General features: G+C 74.4%; 26 protein-coding genes. 10 read left to right on the top strand and 16 right to left on the bottom strand.

The annotated features are described in order from the left end of the window. Nucleotides 1-5 precede the first annotated feature (5 nt). The gene (locus tag ABD644_RS05070) at nt 6-1,187 is read left to right on the top strand and encodes an MFS transporter (RefSeq protein WP_344687520.1); all 1,182 of its coding nucleotides are present in this window, start codon (nt 6-8) and stop codon (nt 1,185-1,187) included. Nucleotides 1,188-1,191: 4 nt separating this feature from the next. Here the strand turns inward: ABD644_RS05070 and ABD644_RS05065 are convergent, their stop codons facing one another. The 4 genes from ABD644_RS05065 to ABD644_RS05050 are packed head-to-tail and all read right to left on the bottom strand — an operon-like array spanning nt 1,192 to nt 4,455. After that, complete coding sequence (locus tag ABD644_RS05065; RefSeq protein WP_344687519.1) at nt 1,192-2,274, bottom strand: isocitrate/isopropylmalate dehydrogenase family protein; 1,083 nt, start codon at nt 2,272-2,274, stop codon at nt 1,192-1,194. Next, nucleotides 2,271-3,683 carry an NAD-dependent succinate-semialdehyde dehydrogenase gene (locus tag ABD644_RS05060; protein WP_344687518.1) on the bottom strand — a complete coding sequence of 471 codons (1,413 nt, stop codon included), beginning with the start codon at nt 3,681-3,683 and terminating at the stop codon, nt 2,271-2,273. Before ABD644_RS05060 ends, ABD644_RS05065 begins: the two co-directional genes overlap by 4 nt. Further along, nucleotides 3,680-4,147 carry a cupin domain-containing protein gene (locus ABD644_RS05055; protein ID WP_344687517.1) on the bottom strand — a complete coding sequence of 156 codons (468 nt, stop codon included), beginning with the start codon at nt 4,145-4,147 and terminating at the stop codon, nt 3,680-3,682. The genes ABD644_RS05060 and ABD644_RS05055 overlap by 4 nt, the downstream gene beginning before the upstream one ends. Continuing rightward, nucleotides 4,144-4,455 carry a putative quinol monooxygenase gene (locus ABD644_RS05050; RefSeq protein ID WP_344687515.1) on the bottom strand — a complete coding sequence of 104 codons (312 nt, stop codon included), beginning with the start codon at nt 4,453-4,455 and terminating at the stop codon, nt 4,144-4,146. Before ABD644_RS05050 ends, ABD644_RS05055 begins: the two co-directional genes overlap by 4 nt. Nucleotides 4,456-4,502: 47 nt before the next feature. On the opposite strand from ABD644_RS05050, the gene ABD644_RS05045 reads away from it, so the two are divergent. Both ABD644_RS05045 and ABD644_RS05040 read left to right on the top strand, forming a co-directional pair. Next, nucleotides 4,503-5,585, top strand: a complete 1,083-nt coding sequence (locus ABD644_RS05045) for an Ldh family oxidoreductase (RefSeq protein ID WP_344687514.1) — start codon at nt 4,503-4,505, stop codon at nt 5,583-5,585. Next, complete coding sequence (locus ABD644_RS05040) at nt 5,582-6,286, top strand: GntR family transcriptional regulator (RefSeq protein ID WP_344687512.1); 705 nt, start codon at nt 5,582-5,584, stop codon at nt 6,284-6,286. The genes ABD644_RS05045 and ABD644_RS05040 overlap by 4 nt, the downstream gene beginning before the upstream one ends. A gap of 23 nt (nt 6,287-6,309) precedes the next feature. Here the strand turns inward: ABD644_RS05040 and ABD644_RS05035 are convergent, their stop codons facing one another. From ABD644_RS05035 to ABD644_RS05025, 3 genes are all read right to left on the bottom strand, one after another. Next, complete coding sequence (locus ABD644_RS05035) at nt 6,310-6,705, bottom strand: universal stress protein (protein WP_344687511.1); 396 nt, start codon at nt 6,703-6,705, stop codon at nt 6,310-6,312. Nucleotides 6,706-6,786: 81 nt separating this feature from the next. After that, nucleotides 6,787-7,485, bottom strand: a complete 699-nt coding sequence (locus ABD644_RS05030) for a response regulator (RefSeq protein WP_344687510.1) — start codon at nt 7,483-7,485, stop codon at nt 6,787-6,789. Beyond that, nucleotides 7,482-9,083, bottom strand: coding sequence for a sensor histidine kinase (locus ABD644_RS05025; RefSeq protein WP_344687508.1), 1,602 nt, complete (start codon nt 9,081-9,083; stop codon nt 7,482-7,484). Before ABD644_RS05025 ends, ABD644_RS05030 begins: the two co-directional genes overlap by 4 nt. A gap of 254 nt (nt 9,084-9,337) precedes the next feature. Here ABD644_RS05025 and ABD644_RS05020 point away from each other — a divergent pair, with 254 nt between their 5' ends. Genes ABD644_RS05020 through ABD644_RS05010 form a run of 3 tightly spaced genes read left to right on the top strand, consistent with a single transcriptional unit; the run spans nt 9,338 to nt 12,464 of the window. Next, nucleotides 9,338-10,354 carry a Bug family tripartite tricarboxylate transporter substrate binding protein gene (locus ABD644_RS05020; RefSeq protein WP_344687507.1) on the top strand — a complete coding sequence of 339 codons (1,017 nt, stop codon included), beginning with the start codon at nt 9,338-9,340 and terminating at the stop codon, nt 10,352-10,354. Beyond that, nucleotides 10,351-10,863 (top strand): tripartite tricarboxylate transporter TctB family protein, encoded by a 513-nt coding sequence (locus ABD644_RS05015; protein ID WP_344687506.1) that lies wholly within the window; start codon nt 10,351-10,353, stop codon nt 10,861-10,863. Before ABD644_RS05020 ends, ABD644_RS05015 begins: the two co-directional genes overlap by 4 nt. Then, entirely contained in the window at nt 10,863-12,464 is a 1,602-nt protein-coding gene (locus ABD644_RS05010) for a tripartite tricarboxylate transporter permease (RefSeq protein WP_344687505.1), read from the top strand. Before ABD644_RS05015 ends, ABD644_RS05010 begins: the two co-directional genes overlap by 1 nt. 49 nt (nt 12,465-12,513) lie before the next feature. On the opposite strand, the gene eutC is transcribed toward ABD644_RS05010, so the two are convergent. The 6 genes from eutC to ABD644_RS04980 form a co-directional block, all read right to left on the bottom strand. Further along, a complete protein-coding gene (gene eutC, locus ABD644_RS05005; RefSeq protein WP_344687503.1) occupies nt 12,514-13,236 on the bottom strand; it encodes an ethanolamine ammonia-lyase subunit EutC in 723 nt (240 codons plus the stop codon). Then, a complete protein-coding gene (locus ABD644_RS05000) occupies nt 13,233-14,648 on the bottom strand; it encodes an ethanolamine ammonia-lyase subunit EutB (RefSeq protein WP_344687502.1) in 1,416 nt (471 codons plus the stop codon). The genes eutC and ABD644_RS05000 overlap by 4 nt, the downstream gene beginning before the upstream one ends. Beyond that, nucleotides 14,645-16,102, bottom strand: coding sequence for an ethanolamine permease (eat, locus tag ABD644_RS04995; protein ID WP_344687500.1), 1,458 nt, complete (start codon nt 16,100-16,102; stop codon nt 14,645-14,647). Before eat ends, ABD644_RS05000 begins: the two co-directional genes overlap by 4 nt. A gap of 95 nt (nt 16,103-16,197) precedes the next feature. Further along, nucleotides 16,198-16,386 carry a hypothetical protein gene (locus ABD644_RS04990; protein ID WP_344687499.1) on the bottom strand — a complete coding sequence of 63 codons (189 nt, stop codon included), beginning with the start codon at nt 16,384-16,386 and terminating at the stop codon, nt 16,198-16,200. 263 nt (nt 16,387-16,649) lie between these two features. Next, nucleotides 16,650-17,540: an SDR family NAD(P)-dependent oxidoreductase gene (locus tag ABD644_RS04985; RefSeq protein ID WP_344687498.1), complete on the bottom strand. Its 891-nt coding sequence runs from the start codon at nt 17,538-17,540 to the stop codon at nt 16,650-16,652. Nucleotides 17,541-17,627: 87 nt separating this feature from the next. Further along, nucleotides 17,628-18,014, bottom strand: coding sequence for a hypothetical protein (locus tag ABD644_RS04980; RefSeq protein ID WP_344687497.1), 387 nt, complete (start codon nt 18,012-18,014; stop codon nt 17,628-17,630). A 131-nt stretch (nt 18,015-18,145) separates the two neighbouring features. Here ABD644_RS04980 and ABD644_RS04975 point away from each other — a divergent pair, with 131 nt between their 5' ends. The 4 genes from ABD644_RS04975 to ABD644_RS04960 all read left to right on the top strand — a co-directional run bounded on the left by ABD644_RS04975 (nt 18,146) and on the right by ABD644_RS04960 (nt 21,245). Then, complete coding sequence (locus tag ABD644_RS04975) at nt 18,146-18,793, top strand: hypothetical protein (RefSeq protein WP_344687496.1); 648 nt, start codon at nt 18,146-18,148, stop codon at nt 18,791-18,793. Nucleotides 18,794-18,872: 79 nt separating this feature from the next. Next, nucleotides 18,873-19,142 carry a DUF2277 domain-containing protein gene (locus tag ABD644_RS04970; protein WP_344687494.1) on the top strand — a complete coding sequence of 90 codons (270 nt, stop codon included), beginning with the start codon at nt 18,873-18,875 and terminating at the stop codon, nt 19,140-19,142. A gap of 102 nt (nt 19,143-19,244) precedes the next feature. Further along, complete coding sequence (locus ABD644_RS04965; RefSeq protein WP_344687493.1) at nt 19,245-19,769, top strand: DUF6328 family protein; 525 nt, start codon at nt 19,245-19,247, stop codon at nt 19,767-19,769. Between the two features lie 36 nt (nt 19,770-19,805). Continuing rightward, the gene (locus tag ABD644_RS04960) at nt 19,806-21,245 is read left to right on the top strand and encodes a hypothetical protein (RefSeq protein WP_344687492.1); all 1,440 of its coding nucleotides are present in this window, start codon (nt 19,806-19,808) and stop codon (nt 21,243-21,245) included. Between the two features lie 3 nt (nt 21,246-21,248). On the opposite strand, the gene ABD644_RS04955 is transcribed toward ABD644_RS04960, so the two are convergent. From ABD644_RS04955 to ABD644_RS04945, 3 genes are read right to left on the bottom strand one after another with little or no spacing between them, the layout of a single operon-like run. Continuing rightward, entirely contained in the window at nt 21,249-21,935 is a 687-nt protein-coding gene (locus ABD644_RS04955; RefSeq protein ID WP_344687491.1) for a glycosyltransferase, read from the bottom strand. Then, the gene (locus tag ABD644_RS04950; protein ID WP_344687490.1) at nt 21,932-22,783 is read right to left on the bottom strand and encodes an NAD-dependent epimerase/dehydratase family protein; all 852 of its coding nucleotides are present in this window, start codon (nt 22,781-22,783) and stop codon (nt 21,932-21,934) included. Before ABD644_RS04950 ends, ABD644_RS04955 begins: the two co-directional genes overlap by 4 nt. A gap of 5 nt (nt 22,784-22,788) precedes the next feature. Further along, nucleotides 22,789-23,607: an aldolase gene (locus ABD644_RS04945; RefSeq protein WP_344687489.1), complete on the bottom strand. Its 819-nt coding sequence runs from the start codon at nt 23,605-23,607 to the stop codon at nt 22,789-22,791. Nucleotides 23,608-23,660 lie beyond the last annotated feature (53 nt).

Here is a 23,660-nt window from a genome sequence, read left to right as displayed (position 1 = left end):
CGGGGATGCTCGGGCGGCCCGGAGGACGACGCCTGCTCGGACTGCTGCTGCTGCACTCCGCGCTCACCCAGGTCGTCACGTTCGTGCTCCGGCCGACGTCGGCCTACCGCGCGATCGAGCTCGACGTGCCGGCGGCGTGGCTGGGGGCGCTGACCGCGAGCTTCGCCGTCGTCCCGCTGCTGCTCGCGGTGCCCTCGGGGCAGGCGACCGACCGCTTCGGCGAGCGACGCGTCATGCTCGTCGGCTCGGTCCTCGTGGCGCTGTCCGGGGTCGTGTTCCTCACCCAGCTCGGCGGGGCCGCGGGCCTGGTGCTCGGCAGCGTCGTGCTGGGCACCGGCCATCTGTTCTCCGTCGTCGGCCAGCAGGCGGCCGTCGCCAACACCGCGGGGCCCGGTCGGTTCGACACCGCCTTCGGCTACTACACCTTCGCCGCGTCGCTCGGGCAGGCGATCGGGCCGGCGCTGATCACGCTGCTCGGCGGCTCCAGCGCCCTCCCCGACACCCGCCCCATCTTCGCCGTCGCCACGGTGCTGGGCGTGCTGCTCATCGCCTGCACCGCCGTCCTGCGCATCCCGGCCGGCGAACACGCCGGGAGGGCAGCCGAGACCGGCGGCATGAAGACGCTGCTGCGCCTGCCCGGGCTGGTCCGCGCCCTCGTGATCAGCTGCGTCGTGCTGTCCGCCGTCGACATCACGCTGGTCTACCTGCCCGCCCTCGGCGCCGACCGCGGGCTGGCGGCCGGCCTCGTCGGCGTGCTGCTGACCCTCCGGGCGGTCGCGTCCATGACGTCCCGGTTCTTCCTCGGCCGGCTCGTGGCGTGGGTGGGGCGGCGCCGGCTGATGATCGTCAGCGTCGCGCTCTCGGCCGCGGCCATGGCCGCCGTCGCCGTGCCCATGCCGCCGGCCGCCACCGCCGTCCTGGTCGTGCTGCTCGGGCTCGGCCTCGGGGTCGGGCAGCCGCTGACGATGTCGTGGCTGGCCGAGGTCGCACCGGCGGGGCTGCGCGGCCGGGCCATGTCGCTGCGGCTCACCGGCAACCGGCTGGGGCAGGTCCTGATCCCGAGCGCGGTCGGGCTGGTCGCCGCCGGGGTCGGGGCGGCCGGGGTCCTGTGGGCGACCGCGGCCGCTCTGGCGCTGGCCGGAACCGCGGCCCGCCGGCTGGCGACCGACGGCCCGGCCGGCACCTGAGCCGCTAGCCGCCCGCGGCGATGTGCTCCACCACGGCGGCCATGAAGCTGCTCGTGGTGGCGGTGCCGCCGAGATCGCGCGTGCTGGTTCCCCCGTCGACGACGGCCCGGACGGCGTCGTCGACGACCCGGGCGGCGTCGACCAGGCGCTCGTCGCCCCGGCGGTTGCCGAGCCAGTCGAGCAGCATCGCTGAGGACAGGATCATCGCGATCGGGTTGGCGATGTCGCGGCCGGCGATGTCGGGCGCCGACCCGTGCGCGGCCTGGGCCATGGCCCGCGTGTCCGAGCTGTTCAGCGACGGCGCGATGCCCAGCGACCCGGCGAGCTCCCCGGTCAGGTCGGACAGGATGTCGCCGAACATGTTCTCGGCGACGACGACGTCGAAGTCCGCGCCGCGGCGCACGAGGTGCACGGTCATCGCGTCGATGTGGAGGTCGTCGACGACGACGTCGGGATAGCGCTCCCCCACCTCGCGGCAGACGTCGCGGAACAGCCCCATGGAGAGCCGCAGGACGTTCGCCTTGTGCACGATCGTCAGGTGCTTGCGGCGGCGCCGGGCGAGCTCGAAGGCGGCGACGGCGATCCGCTCCACCCCCGCCCGCGTGATGATGCCGATGGTCACGGCGACGTCCGGCGTCGGCATGAACTCACCGGTGCCGGCGAACGTGTTGCGGTCGGCGTAGAAGCCCTCGGTGTTCTCCCGCACGATCACCAGGTCGGCGCCCGGCACCACGGCCCGCCCGATGGCCCGCCCGAAGGCCCGGGCCGGCCGGACGTTGGCGTAGAGGTCGAAGTGCTTGCGCAGCGCGCCGCTGGGATTCAGCTGCGAACGCTGCGGCTCCGGGTAGGCCACGCCGTCGACGGGGCCGAGCAGCCACCCGTCGGTGCCGGCGAGGGCCTCGAGGGTCGATGCCGGCAGGGCGCTGCCGTGCTCCGGGATCGCGGCGAGCCCCATCGGCAGCTCGACCCACTCGATCGCCGGCGCCCCCACCGCGGCGAGCGCGGCGTCCACGACGGCCACCGCGGCCGGGGTGATCTCCGGCCCGATCCCGTCGCCGAGCAGGACGCCCAGGCGGCAGGTGCTCATTCGGCGGCCGGGGCGGTCGCGGCGGGCTCGTCGAGGACCCACCAGGTGCGGACGTTGACGAACTCGCGGATGCCGGCGGCGGCCAGTTCCCGCCCGTGGCCGCTGGCCCGAGTGCCGCCGAAGGGCATGCGGACGTCGGAGGCGACGAGGGCGTTGACGAACACCGCGCCCGAGCGGATCCGCCGGCCGACGGCGATCCCGCGCGCCGGGTCCGACGTCCAGACGCTGGCGCCGAGGCCGAAGCGGGTGTCATTGGCGATCCGGACGGCGTCGTCGTCGCCGTTCGCGACGATCACCGCGGCGATCGGGCCGAAGACCTCCTCGTCGTGCGCCGGCTGGCCGGGGACGACGTCGGCGAGCACGGTGGGTGCGTAGAAGGTGCCGGGGCCTTCCAGCCGGAACCCCCCGGCGAGCAGCCGGGCTCCGGCCGCGACGGACGCCTCCACCTGCCGGTGCACCCCGTCGAGCAGGTCGGCGCGGGCCATCGGGCCGACGTCGGTGCCCGGTGCCTCCGGGTCGCCGACGACCAGCCCCGAGACCTCGTCGACCAGCAGCCGGGTGAACTCCTCGGCCACGGACGCGTCGACGACGATCCGCTTGGGCGAGATGCAGCTCTGCCCGGCGTTGAGCAGGCGCCCCCGAGCGGCGAGGGCGGCCACCCGTGGCAGGTCGGCGTCGGCCAGGACGACGAACGGGTCGGACCCGCCGAGCTCGAGGACCGACTTCTTGATCGCGCTGCCGGCTGCCGAACCGACGGCGATGCCCGCCCGCTCGCTGCCGGTGATCGTGACCGCCCCGACGCGCGGGTCCCCGATCAGCCGCCGCGTCACCGCGGGGACGTCCGGCTCGGCGACGACGAGTGCGGTGAACAGCCCCTCGGGCGCCCCGGCGGCGTCCAGCACCCGCTGCACGGCCAGCGCGCAGCCGGTCGTGTTCGGCGAGTGCTTGAGCAGCGCGGCGTTGCCGGCCATCAGCGCGGGCGCGGCGAACCGCAGCACCTGCCAGAGCGGGAAGTTCCACGGCATGACCGCGAGCACGACACCGACGGGCTCGTAGCCGATCCAGCTGCGGTCGGCCGAGGTGGCGACCGGTTCGTCGGCGAGGAAGTCCCCCGCGTGCTCGGCGTAGTAGTCGCACGCCGTGGCGCACTTCTCGACCTCGGCGCGGGCCTCGGCGAGCGGCTTGCCCATCTCGCGGGTGACCAGCAGCGCCAGACCGTCGACCTCGGCTCGCAGGATCCCGGCGGCCCGGCGCAGGACGGCCGCCCGCTCGGCGAAGGTCAGCGCGGCCCAGCCGGTCTGCGCGACGGCCGCCCGGTCCAGGGCGGCGTCGACGTCGGCGTCGGAGAACGCGGGGTACTCCGCGAGGCGTTCCCCCGTGGCGGGGTTGACCGTGACGACGGCGGTCACGAGCGCGCCGCGCTATCGCCCCGGCGCACGGGTCCAGCGCCACGGTCGGCTTCGGAGAGGTGCTCGAAGGTCTCCCCCGTGGCCGTGATCGTGCGGGTGACATCGCGGCCGCCGTAGACCCAGTAGATGGTCATCGGCCCGGCGCCCCGGTTGCGGAAGCAGTGCGGCACGCCGGCCGGCACCCACGTGGCCTGACCGGCCACGAGGTCGAACTCGTCGTCGCCCACCACGGCGGTGGCCTCGCCCTCGTACACCAGCACCGTCTCCTCGACGTTGTGCGAGTGCAGCGGGATGCCGGTGCCCGGGGTGAAGACCGTCATGCCGGTCGTGACCTCGTTGTCGGCGCAGTTCCACTTGCCGACGAACGGCACGGTGACGACGCCGTTGCCCCGGTCGAAGCGCTCGATCTCCTCGGGCCGCAGCACCATCGACGGCGGCAGGGGCTGGGTCCTCGGCGCGCTCACGCCGCCACCTCCGCCGAGTTCGTGGCGACCAGCGTGCCGGGGGTGTTGTGCTGCGACGCGACCACGCGGTCGGCGACCTCGCGCCACGCGTGGAAGTGCGGCGCCTGCTTGTGCGCGGCGAACGCGTCGGCGTCGGCGTAGAGCTCGTAGAGGACGAACCGGTTCTCGTCGCCCTCGACCGAGCAGACGTCGAAGCGCAGGCACCCGGGCTCGTCCCGCACCGACGCCTGCGCGTTCGCGGTCATGCCGGCGAGGAACTCCTCGCGCGACCCCGGCCGCACCTCCAACTGGACCACCAGGCTGAACATCGCCGTCCTCGTTCCGTCGGTCTTGTGTATGCGTTACTGTATACAGCATGGGACACAGGGTGGAGCACGCGACCGGGCCGCGGATCGCGCCCGACCGACTGCGGGCTTTCGGCACCCGGGTGCTCGCCACCCTCGAGGTCCCCGAGGACGACGCCGCCCTGGTCGCCGACAGCCTCGTCCAGGCCGACCTGTGGGGCCACCAGTCGCACGGTTTCCTCCGCCTCCCCTGGTACGCAGCCCGCCTCCGCAGCCGCGCCATGCTGGCCCGCACCTCCCCGGAGGTGCTGTCCGACACCGGTCCCCTCCTGCTCCTCGACGGCCGCGACGGGATCGGCCAGGTGCTGGCCGAGCGGGCGCGGACGACCGCCGTGGACCGTGCGCGGCGGTTCGGTGTCGGTGTCGTCGGCGTGCGCAACTCCAACCACTTCGGGACGGCGATGTACTTCACCCGCCGCGCCGCGGCCGACGGGTGCGTCAGCGTCCTGACCACGAACGCGAGCCCGGCCATGGCGCCGTGGGGCGGCCGCGAGAAGGTGCTCGGCACCAACCCCTGGTCCATCGCGGCCCCAGGGCCGGGCGGGCGCGTCGTCGCCGTCGACATCGCGAACACCGCGGTGGCGCGCGGCAAGATCTACCTGGCGAAGAACCGGGGCGAGCCGATCCCCGAGACGTGGGCGATGGGCCCGGACGGTGCGCCGACGACCGACGCGGCGGAGGGGGTGCTGGGCGTGATCCTGCCCATGGCGGGCCACAAGGGGTACGCGATCACCTTCCTCATGGACGTCCTCTCGGGTGCGCTCACCGGCAGCGGTGTCGGCAGCGAGGTGCACGGGCCGTACGAGGCCGCGGCGCGGAGCCGGTGCGGGCACCTCTTCCTCGCCCTCGACCCCGCCGCGTTCGGCGACCGCGAGGGATACGAGGGCCGGGTCGAGCAGTTGATCGCGGAGGTGAAGGGCGTGCCGCTGGCCCAGGGCTTCGACGAGGTGTTCTACCCGGGCGAGGTCGAGGACCGCGCCGAGGCGGCGACCCTGGCCGCCGGCGGCATCCTCCTGGCCGAGCAGTCCCTCGGCGACCTGCGCGGCCTGGCCGCGGAGACCGGCGTCCCGTTCCCGGCGGCGGTGGCACGATGAGCTCCCCCCTGGCCGACGGGGCCGTCAGCAAGGCCGACCTCGTGCACCGGCAGCTCAAGGAGGAGATCGAGCTGGGCGAGCTGGCGCCCGGCACGCCGCTGTCCGAGCTGTCGCTGGTCGAGCGCACCGGCGCCTCGCGCACCCCCGTCCGGGAGGCACTGCGCCGCCTGGCCGCCGAGGGCCTGGTCGACCTGACCCCGCGGCAGGGGGCCCGCGTCTCCCGGGTCTCCCTGCAGAACGTGCGCGACCTGTTCGACTTCCGCGCGATGCTCGAGCCCGAGGCGATCCGCCAGGCGACCCAGGCCGCCGCCACCGACCCCGAGCTGAAGCGGGCGTTCGCGGAGCTGCGGACCGAGTTCACCCGCATCCAGCGCCGCGTCCCCTCGCAGGCACGGTCCCGGGCGTTCTACGAGCTGGCCGACCGGTTCGACTGGGCGATCATCGGCGCGACCCGCAACGAGCACCTGCGGCGCACGATCGCCGAGCTGCGGCCGCACACCGCGCGGCTGCGCAACCTCTCCCACGTCGACCCGCAGCGGGTCGACGTCTCGGTGGCCGAGCACCTGGTCATCTGCGACGCGCTGCTCGCCGGGGATGCCGACGCCGCGGCCGCCGGGATCGCCGCGCACCTCGCCGACAGCCTCCGGACCATCTTCCGCAACCTGGCCGAGGCTCCGGGCGCCGGCCTCGACCTCGCCTAGCCCGCCGGCCCAGAGCGGGGCCGTCAGGAGTCGGCTTTCACCGCCAGGACGGGGCAGTTCGCGTCGAGCAGGATCCGCTGCGCCTGGCTGCCGGTGATCAGCTTCCCGGTGGGCGTGCGCCGCCGGAGCCCGATGACGATCAGGTTGGCCTTCACCCGGTCGGCGGCCTCGACGACCTCCTCGGAGGCGTCGCGCCCGCGCACCTTCTGGTCGATCTCGTAGACGACCCCGGAGGCGTCGAGGCGGGCGCGCAGCTCCTCGAGTCCCTGCTCCTGCACGAACCGGCTGTCGATCAGCGAGTCGCCGCGGGCGGAGTTGACGACGTGCAGGGGCTGCTCGCGCAGCCGCGCCTCGGCCAGTGCTGCCGTCAGCGCGGCCTCGCCCTCGGGGGTGGGGACGTAGCCCACGACGATGGTCATGCGGGCAGCCTGGCGCAGCGAGCGCGTGTCGTCAGCATTACGGCGCTAACGGTGGTTGTGGTCGTTGCGTACAGGCGCCCGTCAGCCCGGCCGGCGCTGGCCGCGCAGCGTGAACCGCCGTTCCGGCCGGCCGGCCGTGCCGTACCGCTGGCGGACGTCCGCCTCCTGTTGGGCGACGAGTTGCTCGAGGTAGCGGCGCGCGCTCACCCGCGCCAGGCCACTGCGCTCGCTGCACTCCGTGGCCGACAGTCCCTCGGCACCGGCGGCGCCCAGCGTCGCTCGCACGAGCTCCAGTGTCTCAGGGGCGATCCCCTTCGGTGTCGCGGCCGGGGCAGAGGACACCGGACCGCGGGAACCCCCGAACACCCGGTCGACGTCGGTCTGGCCGGCCTCCTCCAGCTCGGCCAGGTCGCTGCGCAGCACGGCGTAGTCCCGCAGCCGGGTCTCGAAGGTCCGGCGGTCGAAGGGCTTCACGAGGTAGTGGAGGACGCCGCCGTGCAGGGCGGAGCGGATGCTGTCGACGTCCCGGGCCGCGCTGATGACGATCACGTCGGACGGGCAGGCGGCGGCCCGCAGCCGGCGGAGCACGTCCAGTCCCGTCATGTCGGGCAGGTACACGTCCAGCAGCACGAGATCGGGCCGGAGCCGAACGACGTCCTCCAGCGCCTGGGCGCCCGTCGACGCCGTCCCGACGACCTCGAAGCCGTCGAGCGCCGCCACGAAGCCGGCGTGCACCTTGGCGACCATGAAGTCGTCGTCGACGATCAGGACGCTGATCACGCGTCCACCAGCGTCTCGTCAAGCGTCTCGGCGTCGACCGGGAGGCGGGCGGTGAAAGTGGAGCCGCCGACCGCTGTCGCGGTCACGTCGCCGCCGCGGCGGGTGCAGATCAGGTGCACCAGGGAGAGCCCGATCCCCCGCTCGCCCGCCTGTTCCCCGTGCTTCGTCGAGACGCCGCGGCGGAAGATCTCGCGCTCCATACCTGGGGGCACTCCGGGTCCCGAGTCGCGGACGACGACGTCCACCTCGCCGTCGACCAGCCCGAGTGACACCTCCACCCAGCGCTGGGGCGCGGTGGAGGCGGCCTCCAGCGCGTTGTCGACCAGGTTGCCCACCACGGTGGCGACGTCCGCACTGAGCTCGTCCCCGAGCACCGGGAGGGAGGAATCGGGGGCGATCCGCAGGGCGACGCCCAGCTCCGCCGCCTGGCTGGCCTTGGCGATGAGCAGCGCGGCGATCGACGGATCGCGGACGGCGCCGGTCACCGCCGCGCTGAACTCCGACCGGCTGGAGCTGATCCGGTGGACGAAGCGCACCGCCTCGTCGCCCTCGCCGATCTCGATGAGGCCGGCGATGGTGTGCAGGCGGTTGTCGAACTCGTGGGCCTGGGCGCGGAGGGTGTCCGTGACGTGCCGGGTGAGTACGAGTTCCCGGCGCAGCTCGAGCAGCTCGGTCCGGTCGCGCAGCGTCGTGACGGACCCGATCTCGCGGCCGCGGTTGACGATCGGGCGCCGGTTGACCACGAGGACCCGCCCGGCGCTGGCGACCGCCCGGTCCTGCTCGACCTCACCGGCGAGGAGGGCGTCGCTCACCTCCTCGCCCACACCGAGGTCCTCCAGGGTCCGGCCGAGCGCGTCACCCGGAATGCGGAGCAGGCGGATGGCCTCGTCATTGACCAGCGTGACCCGACCGCGAAGGTCCAGGCCGACGATGCCCTCGCGGATGCCGTGCAGCATCGCGTCGCGGTGTTCGACCAGCCCGGTGATCTCGGCCGGCTCGAGGCCGAGCGTCTGCCGCTTGACCCGGCGCGCCACGAGCAGTGAGCCCCCGATGCCGATCGCGCTCGCCAACCCGAGGTACGTCAGCAGGTTGGGCAGTGCACGAACCAGCCCCTCGCCGACCGAGGGGAAGGCGCGGTACACCGCCGCGAAGCCGATCGTCTCGCCGTCGAGGTCGAGGACCGGCACCATCGCGATCGCGGCCGGCCGGCCGTCCCAGGAACCCTCGCCGGACCACGACCGGCCTCTGAGCACCGTGCTCTCCCCGATCGGGAACCGCGTGCCGAGCAGGTCGGACTCGGTGCTGGCCAGCACGGTGCGGTGCTCGTCGACGATGGTCACCGACGCCGCATCGAACGCGGTGCGGGTGCTGAGGGCGGCGATCCGGAGGTAGCGCACGCCCGACTCCTCGATCGCCTCGCGGGTGGCCCGCGCGTTCGCGATGAACTCCCCAGCGGCGAGCGCGCGGCGCCCCTCGTTCTCGTGCGCCCCCTGGATGGTCTGCGCGACCGTCACCGCGGCGACGCCGACGAGCACCACGCAGATGATGATCACCTGCAGGGCGAGCAGCTGGCCGGCCAGCGAGAGCCGCCGGGTCACGCGCCCTCCTCGCTGGCGCTCGTCGGCCACGTGACCAGCGGTGCTGTGTCCATGCGTGACCTCGCAAGCTCGGTCACGTGCATCTCCTGACGTCGGGGGCGGGACACGCCCAGTCCAGCACGGGGCCGACCCCGGCCGGGCCGTGGACACAACGACCACAAAGCTCATTGCGCACGCAAGGGTGACACGGACCACCCTGGTTGCGACCTTGCTGTCAATCGGCGGGCAATCCGCCGGACACACAGGAGGACACAATGCGCACTGCTTCCATGCGGAAGCTCACCGTCGGCGCCATCAGCAGTGGTCTCGCCGCCGGACTCGTGCTCACCGGATGCGGGACCACGGCCGAGGGCGGTTCCGCCTCCGGTAGCGGCAACGACGGCCCGATCAGCGGCCTGCGGTTCATGGTCCCCAACTCCACTGGCAGCGGCTACGACACGACGGCCCGCGCCGTCGCCGCAGCGATGGAGGACGGCGAGATCGCCGAGGGCGTCGAGGTGTTCAACGTCGAGGGCGCCGGCGGCACGGTCGGCCTCCAGCGGCTGGTGAACGAGGACGGCAACGCCGAGATGCTCATGCAGATGGGCCTCGGTGTCGTCGGCGCACAGTTCAGCAACCAGTCCGAGGCCACCCTCGACCAGACCACCCCGGTCGCGAAGTTGATCGAGGAGGCGGAGGCGATCGTCGTCCCCGGCGACTCCCCGTACGAGACGCTCGACGACCTGGTCACCGCGTGGAAGGCCGACCCCGGCAACACCCCCGTGGGCGGCGCGTCCAACCCCGGTGGACCCGACCACCTCACCCCGATGCTGCTCGCCCAGGAGGTCGGCGTCGAGCCGACGGAGGTCAACTACGTCGCCTACGACGGCGGCGGCGAGCTGCTGGCCGGCATCCTCGGCGGGGACGTGGCCTTCGCCGCGACCGGTGTCGGCGAGGTGGCCCAGTCGGCCGAGGTGGGCGACGTCCGCATCCTGGCCGTCACCAGCGAGGAGGCCGTGGAGGGCGTCGACGCCCCGACCCTCACCGACGAGGGCGTCGACCTGGTCTTCGCCAACTGGCGCGGCATCGTGGCGCCCCCCGGCATCTCCGACGACGACACCCAGAAGTGGGTCGACGCGATCACCGAGATGCACGACAGCGAGAGCTGGCAGTCGGCTCTCGAGGAGAACGGCTGGACCGACGCGTTCATCACCGGCGACGAGTTCAGCTCGTTCCTGAGCGACGAGAGCAGCCGCGTCGAGGACGTCATGACCCAGCTGGGGCTGGTGTGAGTTCTGCCGCCCCCGGCGGCACCCGGGAGCAGGGCCGCTCCGAGTACGGAGTGGCCCTGTTCCTGGGGGCGCTCGGCGCCCTCGTCGTCGTGCAGGCGCTGATGCTGCCGGAGAGCCTGATCGCACGTGGTCCCGTCGGCCCCTCCAGCGTCCCGATCGTGGTCGGCAGCATGCTCGTGATCGTCGGCGGCTTCCTCGCCCTCGACGTGTTCCGCGGTGGCCGTGGCGAGCCGGAGGGCGGCGAGGACGTCGAGCTGACGGGGCGCAGCGACTGGCGCACCGTCCTGATGCTCGCCGTGGCGTTCGTCTCCAACGCCTTGCTCATCGAGAGTCTCGGCTGGCCGTTCTCCGGCGCGATCCTGTTCTGGGGGTCGGCGTTCGCCCTTGGCAGCCGCCACTGGATCCGTGACGCGGCGATCGCCCTCGCCCTGTCCTTCGGCTCCTGGTACCTGTTCGCCCTCGGCCTCGGCGTGGTCCTGCCCGTCGGCATCCTGAAGGGCATCCTCTGATGGACGCGCTGAACCAGCTGCTCGTCGGGTTCGGTACGGCCCTGACGCCGGAGAACCTGCTGTACGCCTTCCTGGGCGTGCTCCTCGGCACCGCGATCGGCGTGCTGCCCGGCATCGGCCCGGCCATGACGATCGCCCTGCTCCTCCCGCTCACGCGGGGCCTGGACGTCACCAGCGCGCTGATCATGTTCGCCGGCATCTACTACGGCGGCATGTACGGGGGCTCGACGACGTCGATCCTCCTGAACACCCCCGGCGAGAGCGCATCGGTGGTCACGGCCATCGAGGGCAACAAGATGGCCAAGTCGGGCCGCGCCGCCCAGGCCCTGGCGACCGCGGCCATCGGGTCCTTCGTCGCCGGCACCATCGCCACGCTGGCGCTCGCGCTCGTGGCACCGACGGTCGCCGACCTGGCCGTGGAGGTCTCCCCCGCCGACTTCTTCGCGATCATGCTGCTCGCCTTCATCGCGGTCACCTCGGTGCTGGGCAGCTCCCGGGTCCGGGGTCTCGCGGCGTTGGGCATCGGCCTGACCATCGGTCTGATCGGGATCGACAAGACCTCCGGCCAGCAGCGGCTCACGTTCGGCATCCCCGAGCTCGCCGACGGCATCGACGTCATCGTCGTCGCGGTCGGCCTCTTCGCCGTGGGCGAGGCGTTGTGGACGGCAGCCCACCTGCGCCGCAAGCCGATCGACGTGATCCCGGTCGGCAACCCGCGGATGAACCGCAGCGACTGGAGCCGCTCCTGGAAGCCGTGGCTGCGCGGCACCGCGATCGGCTTCCCGTTCGGCGCGATCCCCGCCGGTGGCGCCGAGATCCCCACGTTCCTGTCCTACGTCACCGAGAAGCGGCTCTCCAAGCACCCCGAGGAGTTCGGGAAGGGGGCGATCGAGGGCGTCGCCGGTCCGGAGGCCACCAACAACGCCTCGGCCGCCGGTGGGCTCGTGCCGATGCTCACGCTGGGCATCCCGACGACGGCCACCGCGGCGATCATGCTGGCGGCCATCCAGAGCTACGGCATCGAGCCCGGGCCCCAGCTGTTCGACAACGAGCCCGAGCTGGTCTGGGGCCTGATCGCCAGCCTCTTCATCGGCAACACCGTGCTGCTGGTGCTCAACCTGCCGCTCGCGCCGGTCTGGGCGAAGCTGCTGCGGATCCCCCGCTCGTACCTCTACGCCGGGATCCTGTTCTTCTCCAGCCTCGGCGCGTACGCGGCGAACGCCAACCCGTTCGACCTGTTCCTGCTGCTGGTCATCGGCGCGCTCGGCTTCATGATGCGGCGCTACGGGTTGCCGGTGCTGCCGGCCATCATCGGGGTGATCCTCGGTCCGTTCGCGGAGGAGAAGCTGCGCATGGCGCTGCAGCTCAGCAACGGCGACGTCGGCGGCCTGTTCGAGCCGATCTCGGTGGTCGTGTACTGCATCGTCGGACTCATCGTGCTGTGGCCGTTGGTCCGCCGCCTCCTTCCCCGGAAGGCGGTACCGAGCGTCCTGGAGGAGGCCGCCCACGAGATCGAGGAGTCGCACCACCAGCACGGGCTCACCGACTCCGTGTCCGTGGAGACCAACAAGCGGTCCCACTGGGAGGGCCCCGGCATGTGACCGGGCGTCCGAGTGGAGGCCGGGAGCACGCTGCGCTCCCGGCCTCTGCTCATTCCAGGGCCGGGCCCTCGTCCTTGAGCGCCACCCCGGAGGCGCCGAGCTCGCGGGCGGCGGTGAGCAGGCGGGCCACGACGTCGCCGGCCTGCTCGTAGGACAGCCCGTGCGGCGGGCGCACGTTGGACACGCAGTTGCGCTCGGAGTCCGCCCGGCCGGGCCGCGGGTCCCAGGTCAGGTAGCAGCCGAGCGAGTCCGCCGCCGAGAGCCCCGGCCGCTCCCCGATCAGCACGACCACCGCCCGCACCCCGAGGGCCGCCCCGACCTCGTCGCCCAGCCCGACGCGGGCCTGCGCCGCGAGCACCACCGGCGCCATCGACCAGCCCGGCAGCCGCTCGCGCAGCGCCGTCACCACCCCCGCCGCGTGCTCGTGCACGGCGCGGGGCGAGAGTCCGTCGGCGACCACGATGCCGAGGTCGGCGTCGACCCGGGGCAGGTCGGTGCCCTCGGCCAGCCGGCGGCCGAGGTCGGGCCGCTGCAGGTAGGTCGCCCGGTCGGGAGCCGCCGAGTGCACCTCGAGCACCTCGAGACCGGCGAGCGCCGCGCGCAGCAGGTCGACGTCCAGCGCGTCGTGCACCGCGTCGCGGGCGGCGGCGTGCGCGGCCCGGAACTCCAGCTCCCGCGCCGTCGGCAGGCCGTCGCCGGCGCGGCCCAGCGCCACCCGGGCCCGGGTCGCCGCGCGGAGCACCGCCCACGGATCGTCGCCGACAACGGTCACGACGTCGCCGCCGCGAGCAGGGCCCGCGCGGCGGGTGCGTCGGGGGTCAGCTCGCGCACCCGCCCGCCCTCGTCGAGCAGGTCCATGCGGGCCAGCCACGCCTCGAACTCCGGTGCCGGCCGCAGCCCCAGCACCTGCCGCGCGGTGAGGACGTCGGAGAACGACAGCGACTGGTAGTGCAGCATCACGTCGTCCGACCCGGGGACGGCGATGACGAACGAACAGCCCGCCGCCCCGAGCAGCAGGGTGAGCGTGTCGGTGTCGTCGCCGTCGACCTCGGCGTGGTTGGTGTAGCAGACGTCCACGCCCATGGGCAGGCCGAGCAGCTTGCCGCAGAAGTGGTCCTCCAGGCCCGCGCGGATCACCTGCTTGCCGTCGTAGAGGTACTCCGGCCCGATGAACCCCACGACGGTGTTCACCAGCAGCGGCTCGAAGTGCCGCGCCACCGCGTAGGAGCGCGCCTCGAGGGTCTGCTGGTCGACCGGCCGCCCACCGATCCCACGGTGCGCGTCGGCCGAGAGCGCCGACCCCTGGCCGGTCTCGAAGTAGGTGACGTTGCCGCCCACCGTGCCGCGGCGCAGTTCCAGGGCCCCCGCCCGGGCTTCGGCGAGCAGGTCGAGGGTGACGCCGAACCCCCGGTTGGCCGCCTGCGTGCCGGCGACCGACTGGAAGACGAGGTCCACCGGCGCGCCCTGCTCCAGCGCGCGCAGCGTCGTCGTCACGTGGGCGAGCACGCACGACTGGGTGGGGATGTCGTAGCGGGTGATCACCGCGTCGACCAGCTCCAGCAGCGCGATCGTCTGGCCCGGCGAGTCGGTCGCCGGGTTGATGCCGATGACCGCGTCCCCGGAGCCCTGCAGCAGCCCGTCGACGATCGAGGCCGTCACGCCCAGCGGGTCGTCGGTCGGGTGGTTGGGCTGCAGCCGGGACGCGAGCCGGCCGGGCAGTCCCAGCGTGCTGCGCAGCGCCGTCACCACCCGCGTCCGGCGGCCGACCGCGATCAGGTCCGCGTTGCGCATCAGCTTCGACGTCGCCGCCACCATCTCCGGGGTCAGTCCCGGCGCCAGCCCGCTGATCGCGGCCTCGTCCCCCACCGCCGCCCACGACAGGAGCCGGTCGCGGAACTCCCCGACGGTGAGCGAGGCGACCGGCGCGAACGCGGCGGCGTCGTGCGTGTCGACGATCAGCCGCGTGACGTCGTCCTCGTCGTAGTCGACCACCTGCTCCTCGAGGAAGGTCGCCAGCGGCAGGTCGGCGAGCAGGGTCTGGGCGGCCACCCGCTCGGCGGCCGACTCCGCCGCGCACCCGGCCAGCACGTCGCCCGACCGGGCCGGGGTGGCCTTCGCCATGAGCTCGACCAGCGACGGGAACTCGTAGGTGTGCCCGCCCAGCGTGCCCCGGCGCGTGGTCACTCCATCTCCTCCTCCGCCCGGGCCAGCAGCTCGAACTCCTCCTCCGGAGCGGAGGCGACGAGGTGGTGGCGGCTGTAGACGGCGAAGTATCCGAGGAAGACGGCGTAGGCGGCCAGGGTCCACAGCGCGGCCTCGACGTCGACCAGGAACGTGGCGAGGACGGCGGCGGCGGCCAGCACCAGCGCCACACCGGTCGTGGCCACCCCACCGGGCGTGCGGTAGGGCCGCTCCAGGTCGGGCTCGCGGCGCCGCAGCACGATGTGGCTGACCATCATCAGCACGTAGGAGACCGTCGCCCCGAAGACGGCCATGTTCAGCAGCATCGCGCCCTGCCCGGTCAGCGACAGCACGAAGCCGATCGCGCCGGGCACGAGCAGCGCCAGCATCGGCGCCTTGCGGCTGTTGGTCACCGACAGGGCGCGGGGCAGGTACCCGGCCCGCGACAGCGCGAAGGTCTGCCGGGAGTAGGCGTAGATGATCGAGAAGAAGCTCGCCACCAGACCGAACAGGCCCGCGTAGTTGACGATCCTGGTCAGCCCGTCGGACACCCCGGCACCGGCGAGGGCGTCGACCGGCGGGTTGCCCGACCCCGCGATCGCCGCCGACCCGGCCGCGCCCGGGGTGAACACCAGCATCAGGGCGGCGAGAGCCACGAGCACCGCCATGGCCGCGACGATCCCCCGCGGCATCGCGCGGGCCGGGTCCCGGGCCTCCTCGGCCGCCAGCGGGACGCTCTCGACGGCGAGGAAGAACCAGATCGCGAACGGGAAGGCCGCCCAGATGCCGAGGATGCCGTACGGCAGGAAGTCCGAGGCGCCGGCGGCGTCGGTGGGCGCGATGTCGAGCAGGTTGGCCGAGTCGAACTGCGGGATCGCGCCGACGAGGAACACCACCAGGCCGAGCAGGGCGACCACGGTGACGGCGAACATCGCCTTGAGCGCCTCGCCCACGCCCATGAGGTGGATGCCGATGAACAGCGCGTACGCCGCCAGGTACACCCACCACCCGTCGGTGATGCCGAACAGGCCGAGCGACTCCACGTACGCGCCGATGAAGGTGGCGATCGCGGCCGGTGCGATCGCGTACTCGATGAGCACCGCGACGCCGGTGGCGTAGCCGCCCCAGGGGCCCAGCGCCCTGCGGGCGAAGGTGTAACCGCCGCCGGCGGTCGGCAGCGCCGAGCCGAGCTCGGCCAGCCCGAAGACCATGGCGGTGTACATGATCGCCATGAGGACGACGGCGATCAGCAGCCCGCCGAACCCGCCCTCGGCGAGCCCGAAGTTCCACCCGGCGTAGTCGCCGGAGATGACCGCGGACACCCCGAGCCCGGCGAGCAGCAGCCAGCCCGCGGTGCCGCTCTTGAGCTGCCGCTTGGCGTGGTAGCCGGCTTCGACGTTCTCGGCCTCCACGCCGGCGTGGTGGGACGCGGTGCGGGCACGCGGTTCGGCGGTCATCGGTGGCCTTCCGTCGGCCCCGCCGGTCGGGTGGGGCCAGCCTGGCCCCCTCCCGGGTCGCGGGCAACGCCCGGCGACGAGATGCAACCGACTCCTTACCCGCCCGTCACCGGCGGCCGGGCACCGGCACGGGGGTGACGACGGTGCGCGGGGTGGGCACCCGCACCATCGTCGCCGGCCAGCGTCAGGACCAGCCCGGCGGCGACGACGGCCAGCGCCGCGACCGAGCTCAGCGCGACCGGCAGGCCGCCCCGGGTCGTTGACCCGTCATACACCAGCGCCACTCAGTGTTCCTGGATCCGTCTGTGCAGGTCTGCTGATGAGCGGTGCCGCCGAGGCCTCGCACGAGGCCGTCTTCCACATCTCGCACAGCCAGTTCCAGCTGATCGACCACGGCGTCGTCCCGGAACTGGCAGCCGAGTTCGGCGAGCTGATCGTCCCCTTCGTGGTGGGGGGATTCGCCGTCCACTGCGGCATCAGCGACGGTCCGGTCCGGCTGCGGGCCGAGGTGGCGACCACGCCACCACCGCCGGACACCTCCGGCAGCTCAGATGCTGCGCCAGCCGCCCTCGGTCCGGTTGCCCTGCGGCCGGGAGGCGAAGACGTTGCCCTCGGTGGGCGGCACGTCGTCGTCCGCGATGGCCAGCCGCTGCAGCAGCGGGCCGACGAGGACGTCGTACAGACCCGGCGCGAGCCGGAACGCGGCGGTGATCAGCGGGTTGAAGATCCCGGCCTGCACCTGCCGCCGGGGGCGGTCGAGGAGGCTGACGATCCGCCGTCCCAGCCGCTGCGGCGAGTACACCGGCGGCGGGGGGCGGCCCGTGCTCCCCGTCCAGGACGCGGCCTGGACGTAGATCGGGGTGTCGACCCCGCCCGGCTGGATGGCGGAGACCGTGACCCCCGGGGCGTCGCGGGTCTCCTGCTGCAGCACGCGGATCAGCCCCAGCTGCCCCCACTTGGCCGCGACGTAGCTGCCCATCAGCGGCGTCGTGACCTGCCCCAGCAGCGAGTTGACCACCAGCAGGTGCCCCTCGCCCTGCTCCCGGAACAGCGGCAGGACGACGCGGGCCACCACGGCGGTCCCGTGCACGGCGGTCTCGACGACGGTCTCGAAGACCTCGCGCGGCACCTCCTCGATCGTCCCGTAGGCCATCACCTGGGCGGCGTGGACGACGGCGTCGAGGCGGCCGAAGCGCGCCACGGCGTCGTCGACGGCCGCCCGGATCGCGTCCTCGTCGGTGACGTCGGCCGGGCGCACGAGCACCTCCGCCGCGCCGGCCGCCCGGGCCTGGTCGGCGGTCTCCTCGAGCGCCTCCGCGCCGCGGGCGACGAGCACGAGGCGGGCCCCGCGGCCGGCCAGCTCCAGCGCGGTCGCGCGGCCGATGCCGCTGGACGCGCCGGTGATGAGCACCGTCTCGGGTGAAGGGAGGCTGGGCATGCGGGTCCGTTCAGGAGGTGTGCGCGGCGGGCCCGGCTGCCCGCCTCGGCTCGGCGTCCTCCCCCGGCTACCCGCGCCGGTCCAGCGTCATGCGCCGCCGTCGTCCAGGAGGGCCAGCAGCCAGCCGGGCCCGGCGACGGGGGTGCCGTCCGGCAGCCGGTCGCGCAGGCCGCGGTCGGCGGTGACGACCAGCAGGTCCTCCGCGGCCGCGAGCGCGGCGACGGTGTCGTCGCCGCTCCCCTCGGCCCGCACCACGGTGACGCCCCCGGGGTCGTCGGCCGCCCGCGCCTGCCCCTCGACGACCGCGGTCACCCCGCTGATCACCAGAGACCGGCCGTCCGGGCCGGCGACGGTCCGGCCGGGCAGCGCGGCCAGCCGCGCGAGCATCCGCGTGGTCGCCCCGGCGCGGTCGCGCCACCACCCGTCGGGGCGGGAGCCGACCACGTTGGCCACGTCGACCAGCAGCACCGTCATCCCGTGCCCTCCCCCGGTCGCCCGAACGGGCGACCCCTCCGGCGATCCGTTTGCACCGACCCGCTGGGGGCATCCAACCGGTCCACTGTCCGGGGGATCACTGCGGACCACCGCACGGAGGAGGGCCTCCCATGGCCGGCACCGACCACACCCAGCACGACCACGACGCGACCGTGGTGCAGACCGCGGGCGGCGCCCGCGCGACCCGCGGGGCGGCCCGAGACGCCGTCGACGTCCAGCGCGCCCGCTTCGGCGGCATCAAGTGGGGGGCGGCGTTCTTCGGCTGGCTGACCGCCAACGGCCTCGCGGTCATCCTCGTCGCGATCCTGTCGGCCGCGGGCGTCGCGCTCGGCCTGGCCCAGGGGGTTGACACCGCCGACGAGGCCGCCGAGCAGGTGGAGACCCTGGGGCTGGGCGGGGGCATCGCCGTCCTCGTCGTGCTGTTCCTGGCCTACCTCGCCGGCGGGTACGTGGCCGGCCGGATGGCCCGTTTCGACGGCGCCCGGCAGGGCGTCGCCGTGTGGGTGATCGGGCTGCTCGTCGTGCTGGTGCTCGCGGCGGCGGGGGCCATCCTGGGCTCGCAGTACAACGTTCTGCAGCAGCTGAACCTGCCGCGCATCCCGATCGACGAGGGCACCGCGACCACCGCGGGCATCATCACGCTGGTCGCCATCCTGGTCGTCACGCTGGTCGGCGCGCTGCTCGGCGGGAAGCTGGGCACCCGCTACCACCGCCGCATCGACCGCGCGGGCTTCGACGTGGCCGCACCGGTCGCCTGACGACACGCTCCCCGGGTCCCGGACGGCGCCGCTGTCCGGGACCCGCCGCGTGTCGGGGCCGGCTCCTAGGCTGCAGCGCATGTGCCGGAACATCCGCCCCCTGTCGAACTTCGAGCCACCGGCCACGGACGACGAGATCCAGGCCGCGGCGCTCCAGTACGTCCGCAAGATCAGCGGCGCCACGAAGCCGTCCCGGACCAACGCCGAGGCGTTCGACCGGGCGGTCGCCGAGGTGGCCGCGGCCTCGAGCCGGCTGCTCGACGCCCTGGTGACGACCGCGCCGCCGAAGGACCGCGAGATCGAGGCCGCCAAGGCCCGCGAGCGGGCGGCGCTGCGCTACGGCACCTGAATCCGCGTTTCGCGCGGCCCTTCCCGGCCGTGTCGCCGTGCGTCCGGCCCTCCCGCGGGGCATACAGTCCCCAGCCCACGGTCGGCATCGGAGGGACGACGGATGAGCGCGGCGGCAGAGCGGTCCGGGCACAGCAGCGGGCAGGAGACGCGCAAGGAGCGCATCGACCGCGAGCTCATCGAGCTGCTCAACGAGCTGCGGGTCGCCCTCCCCGGCGTGCAGTTCCTGTTCGCGTTCCTGCTGATCGTCCCGTTCCAGCAGACGGCCAGGAACCTCACGACGTTCCAGCTCGACGTCTACTTCGTCGCGCTGCTCGCCTCCGCCGTCGCCTCGGGGCTGCTGATCGCGCCGGCCGCCCAGCACCGCGTGCTCTTCCGGGCGCACGAGAAGGAGAAGCTGCTCGCGCGCAGCCACCGCTCGGCCTTCGCCGGCCTCGTGGTCCTGGCCGTCGCCATCTGCTCGGCCCTCCTGCTCGTCGTCGACGTCCTGTTCTCCCGGACGCAGGCGTGGCTCACCGCCGGTGGTGTCGGCCTGCTGCTGGCCTGGTGGTGGATCGCCGTCCCCTTCTGGCACCGCGCGCGCGGCCGCCAGGACCCGCTCCCCGACGGGGACGACACCCAGCGGTGAGCCGCCCCGGACGAAGGGTCGCCTAACCTTCGGTACGTGACGACGACGGCGACCGCCCCGGTGCCGCCGTCGGCACCGAGCGCGCCGCGCACCGGCCGTTGGTCGCCGGTCGAGCTGCTCCCGCCGCTGCTGGTCGTGGCGCTGGGCATCGTGCTGCTGCGCCCCGGCCACGCGCTGTGGTTCGACGAGCTGTTCACCGCCGAGGTGGCCCGGCTGCCGCTGGGCGACATCCTGCGCGCGATCGCCACCGGCGACGGGACCGCGCCGTACCTCGACGGCGTGCCGCCCTCGTACAACGCGCCGTACTACCTCGTGGCGCACCTGTGGACGTCGCTGCCCGGCCTCGGCGGGGACACCGCGCTGCGGGTGCTCTCGCTGCTGGCGACGGCCGGCGGCCTGGCGCTGATCACGCGGGCGGTCGCCCGGCTGGCCGGTCGGGCGAGCGGCGTCCTGGCCGGGACCGTCCTCGCCGTCAGCCCGCTGCTGCTGGAGCAGGCCGTCGAGGCGCGCAGCTACGGCCTGGCGGTGCTCGCCACCGGCGGCGCGGCGCTGGGTCTGGCCCGCTGGCTGCAGGAGGCACCGCGCGGCCTCGTCCTGTTCGGCCTGGCCGGCGCCGGCACGGGCCTGGCGCACTGGTACGCGCTCACCGTGCTCGCGGCGTTCGTCGTCGCCGCCCTGATGCTGCGCGGTCGACGGGCCGTGCCGATCGCCGTCGTGGGGGCCGTCGCGGCCCTGCCGGCGCTCGGTTTCGTCGCGCTGGCCGTGCTCAACGGCACCGGCGCGCGCAACGCCGAGCACCTGAAGGACACCGGGGGCCGGCTCACGGGCCTGGCGGTCGAGGCGTGGTCGGCCGGGTTGACGCCGCTGCTCGCGGTCACCGTGGCGCTGGCGCTGCTGGGCGCGCTGCGGGCGCGCGGCGTGCGGGTGGTCGGCGCCGCGTGGGTGCTCGTGCCGCTGGCGCTGCTGACCCTCGCCGAGCTCGCCCGCCCGGTCTACCTGCCGCGGTACCTGCTCGCCGGGTTGCTGGGCCTCGGCGTGCTCGCCGCCGCCGGGGCGATGACGCTCCCCCGCTTCCTCCGCGTGCCGGCGGCCGCCCTCCTCGTGGGGTTCAGCCTGCTGGCCGCGCAGCCGCTGGCCGAGCGCGGCCCGCGGGAACGCGGTGACGACGTCGTCGCGCGGCTGGTCGAGGTGCAGCGGGCCGGGGAACCGGTCGTGGCCGCCGACCAGCGCTCCGCGACCGCACTGGACCACTACGTGCGGCTGCTCGCGCCGGACCTGCGGGCCGACCTGGTCCTGCCGCCCGACGACGCCCCGGACGGCGCCGACCGGGTGTGGCTGGTCCGCCGCCTGTTCGACGGCGAGCCCGAGCCGACCGACGACGACGCGATCCTCCGCGGCGCGGGGCTGCGCATGGTCGACCAGGAGAGCTTCTGGGGCGGCAAGACCGACCTGGTGATCCAGCTCTGGGAGAGGTGACTCTCAGCGGCGGGCGGCCCAGCGCAGCGACCGCACCGACTGACGCAGCCGGGCCCGCCGGGTCCAGGCCGAGGTGCCCTCGGTGCGCCGGTCCCGGGGCACCGGGACGCTGGTGACCGGCCGGCCGGCCCGGCCGACGGCGAGCACGACGCTCGGGGCGCCGTCGTCCATGGCGGCCAGGACCGCGCTGCGCACCGCGGGTCCCATCGCCAGGAAGGCGCCGGCGTCGGCGGGCAGGCCGGTCAGCCGGGCCGCGACCCGACGGTGCAGGGTGCCGGTCAGCCGCCGCCCGAGCGACTCGTAGGCCCCGCGGCGCCCGGCGAACACGGCGTCGACGTCCCCGCCGGCCAGCCGGTCGAGCAGCACGGGCAGCGCCTCGGGCGGGTCCTGGAGGTCGGCGTCGAGGCACACCCACGCGTCGGCGTCGGGCTCGTCGGCCAGGCCGCGGGCGAGCGCGGCGTGCTGGCCGACGTTCGCGCTCAGCTCGGTCACGGCGATCCGGCCGTCGGAGGCCGCGAGCTCGCGGGCGACCGCGGCGCTGCCGTCCGGGGAGGCGTCGACGACCAGCCGCAGCCGCCAGTCGCAGCCGGCGAGGGCCGCGGCCAGCCGGGCCGACAGCGGCCGCAGCGTGGCCTCGTTGCCGTACACGGGCACGACCACGGCGACGGTGACGGTCCCAGCGCCGGTCACAGCGCCGCCCAGGTGCGTGCGAGCCCCTCGGCCAGGTCGACGGTCGGCGACCAGCCGAGCAGGTCGCGAGCGGCGGCGGGGTCGCACACCCAGTCGGCGGTGTCCCAGTCGCGCCCCGGGTGGGCGCCGGGCACGGTGGCGATCGGCCGGCCGACCACCCGCGAGGCGGTCGCGACGAGCTCCTCGGTGCTGGTCTGCACGCCGGTGCCGATGTTGAGCACCACACCCGGCGGCAGCGCGTCGTCGACGGCGGCGCGCACGCACGCGTCGACGACGTCGCCGACCCACACCCAGTCCCGCCGGCTCAGCCGCGCCGGCAGGGGCACCGCCGTCCCGGCGCGGGCGGCCGCGAGCACGACCGGCACCAGCCGGGTGGCGTGGTCGCCGGGACCGTAGACCTGGAAGGCCCGCAGCACGGCGGACCGGATCCCGCGCTCGGCCGCGGTCGCCCGGAGCAGCAGGGAGCCCGCGGCCTTGGTCGCGCCGAAGAAGCCCCGCGGCTCGAGGGCGGCGTCCTCCGCGAGCGGCCGCGGCGACGCCGCGTACTCGGTGGAGGAGCCGAGCCGCACGACCGCCCGGCAGCGGTCGGGCAGGGCGTCGACCAGCCACGGGCTGGTGTTGACCGCGATCGTGGCCGCCCGCTCGGCGGGGGTGGCCTTGGCGCGGCCCGCGGCGAGGGAGAACACGACGTCGGGATCGGCGGCCCGGACGGCCGCCGCGCCGGCGACCGGGTCGGCGAGGTCCACGGCGCGGCGGGTCAGCCCGACGACGTCCCAGCCGTCGCGGCGCAGCCGGTCGACGAGGTGCCGGCCGACGAAGCCGCCGGCGCCGGTGACCAGGGCGCGCACAGCCACTACGCCGAGCGGGTGGCCGGCGGGCCGACGGCGGCCAGGGCGGGCCGGACGGCCGCACCGGTCACCGCAGCGACGAAGTCGGCGCGACGCTCGGCGACCTCCGCTGCCCCGGCGCAGCGCAGCCGGTCGAGGCTCGCCAGCAGCCGCGGCACCTCGACGAACGGGTCGCGGCCGGCGATGTCGGCGGTGAAGGCACGACGCAGGAAGGTGAACTCCGCGCCGGTGCGGACCAGTTCGGCGGCCAGCAGGTCGCTGGGCACCGGGAACCCGCCGCCGGGCAGGGTCATGCCGGCGACGCCGAACGGCTGGTGGACGACGGCGCGCACCGCCTCGACCGTGCCGTCGACGAGGGGCCGGAACAGCTCGGTCGAGCGCCGGTCGATGCGCAGGTCGTTGAGCCCGACGTAGATGCGGGACAGCGGCCGCCGGGCCAGGTCGGCGGCCCGGTCGACGGCGTCCTGGGTCTCGATCAGGATGCCCAGGCCGCAGCGACCGGCGACCGAGTCGAGGGTGCGGTCCACCTCGTCGGCGGAGCGGACCATCGGCAGGAGGATCTCGTCGGCCCCGGCGGCGACGGCGTCGTCGACCTCGCCCCTGGTCCACGGCCCGAACCCGTTGATCCGGCAGAGCAGCCGGCCGGGGGCGGCCGCCCGCATCCGAACCAGGTCCTCGAGGGTGTCGGAGTTGATCTGGGTCCCCTCACCCTGCTGGCGGCGCGCCTTGCCGCGGCGCTCCCAGTCGACGACGATCCCGGCCGCCCCGGCAGCGACGACGTCGCGCCCCCAGGACGGGTCGACGGTGAAGAGGAACAGGTCCACGCAGGCGAGCTTAGGCTTCCCTAACTCGACCGCGCGGGCGGGGGGTGCGCGGG

This window comes from Blastococcus jejuensis (assembly GCF_039534705.1).
GTDB classification, from domain to species: Bacteria; Actinomycetota; Actinomycetes; order Mycobacteriales; family Geodermatophilaceae; genus Blastococcus_B; species Blastococcus_B jejuensis.
The sequence above is the reverse complement of the archived record's forward strand: the minus strand, read 5'-3'. Positions and strand labels throughout refer to the sequence as shown.

Excerpts from the sequence above, each read along its gene's own strand:
- ABD644_RS05070 (WP_344687520.1), top strand. The coding sequence starts at position 6 with ATGCTCGGGCGGCCCGGAGGACGACGCCTGCTCGGACTGCTGCTGCTG.
- ABD644_RS05065 (WP_344687519.1), bottom strand. The coding sequence starts at position 2,274 with ATGAGCACCTGCCGCCTGGGCGTCCTGCTCGGCGACGGGATCGGGCCG.
- ABD644_RS05050 (WP_344687515.1), bottom strand. The coding sequence starts at position 4,455 with ATGTTCAGCCTGGTGGTCCAGTTGGAGGTGCGGCCGGGGTCGCGCGAG.
- ABD644_RS05045 (WP_344687514.1), top strand. The coding sequence starts at position 4,503 with ATGGGACACAGGGTGGAGCACGCGACCGGGCCGCGGATCGCGCCCGAC.
- ABD644_RS05040 (WP_344687512.1), top strand. The coding sequence starts at position 5,582 with ATGAGCTCCCCCCTGGCCGACGGGGCCGTCAGCAAGGCCGACCTCGTG.
- ABD644_RS05035 (WP_344687511.1), bottom strand. The coding sequence starts at position 6,705 with ATGACCATCGTCGTGGGCTACGTCCCCACCCCCGAGGGCGAGGCCGCG.
- ABD644_RS05020 (WP_344687507.1), top strand. The coding sequence starts at position 9,338 with ATGCGCACTGCTTCCATGCGGAAGCTCACCGTCGGCGCCATCAGCAGT.
- ABD644_RS05010 (WP_344687505.1), top strand. The coding sequence starts at position 10,863 with ATGGACGCGCTGAACCAGCTGCTCGTCGGGTTCGGTACGGCCCTGACG.
- eat (WP_344687500.1), bottom strand. The coding sequence starts at position 16,102 with ATGACCGCCGAACCGCGTGCCCGCACCGCGTCCCACCACGCCGGCGTG.
- ABD644_RS04985 (WP_344687498.1), bottom strand. The coding sequence starts at position 17,540 with ATGCCCAGCCTCCCTTCACCCGAGACGGTGCTCATCACCGGCGCGTCC.
- ABD644_RS04980 (WP_344687497.1), bottom strand. The coding sequence starts at position 18,014 with ATGACGGTGCTGCTGGTCGACGTGGCCAACGTGGTCGGCTCCCGCCCC.
- ABD644_RS04975 (WP_344687496.1), top strand. The coding sequence starts at position 18,146 with ATGGCCGGCACCGACCACACCCAGCACGACCACGACGCGACCGTGGTG.
- ABD644_RS04970 (WP_344687494.1), top strand. The coding sequence starts at position 18,873 with ATGTGCCGGAACATCCGCCCCCTGTCGAACTTCGAGCCACCGGCCACG.
- ABD644_RS04965 (WP_344687493.1), top strand. The coding sequence starts at position 19,245 with ATGAGCGCGGCGGCAGAGCGGTCCGGGCACAGCAGCGGGCAGGAGACG.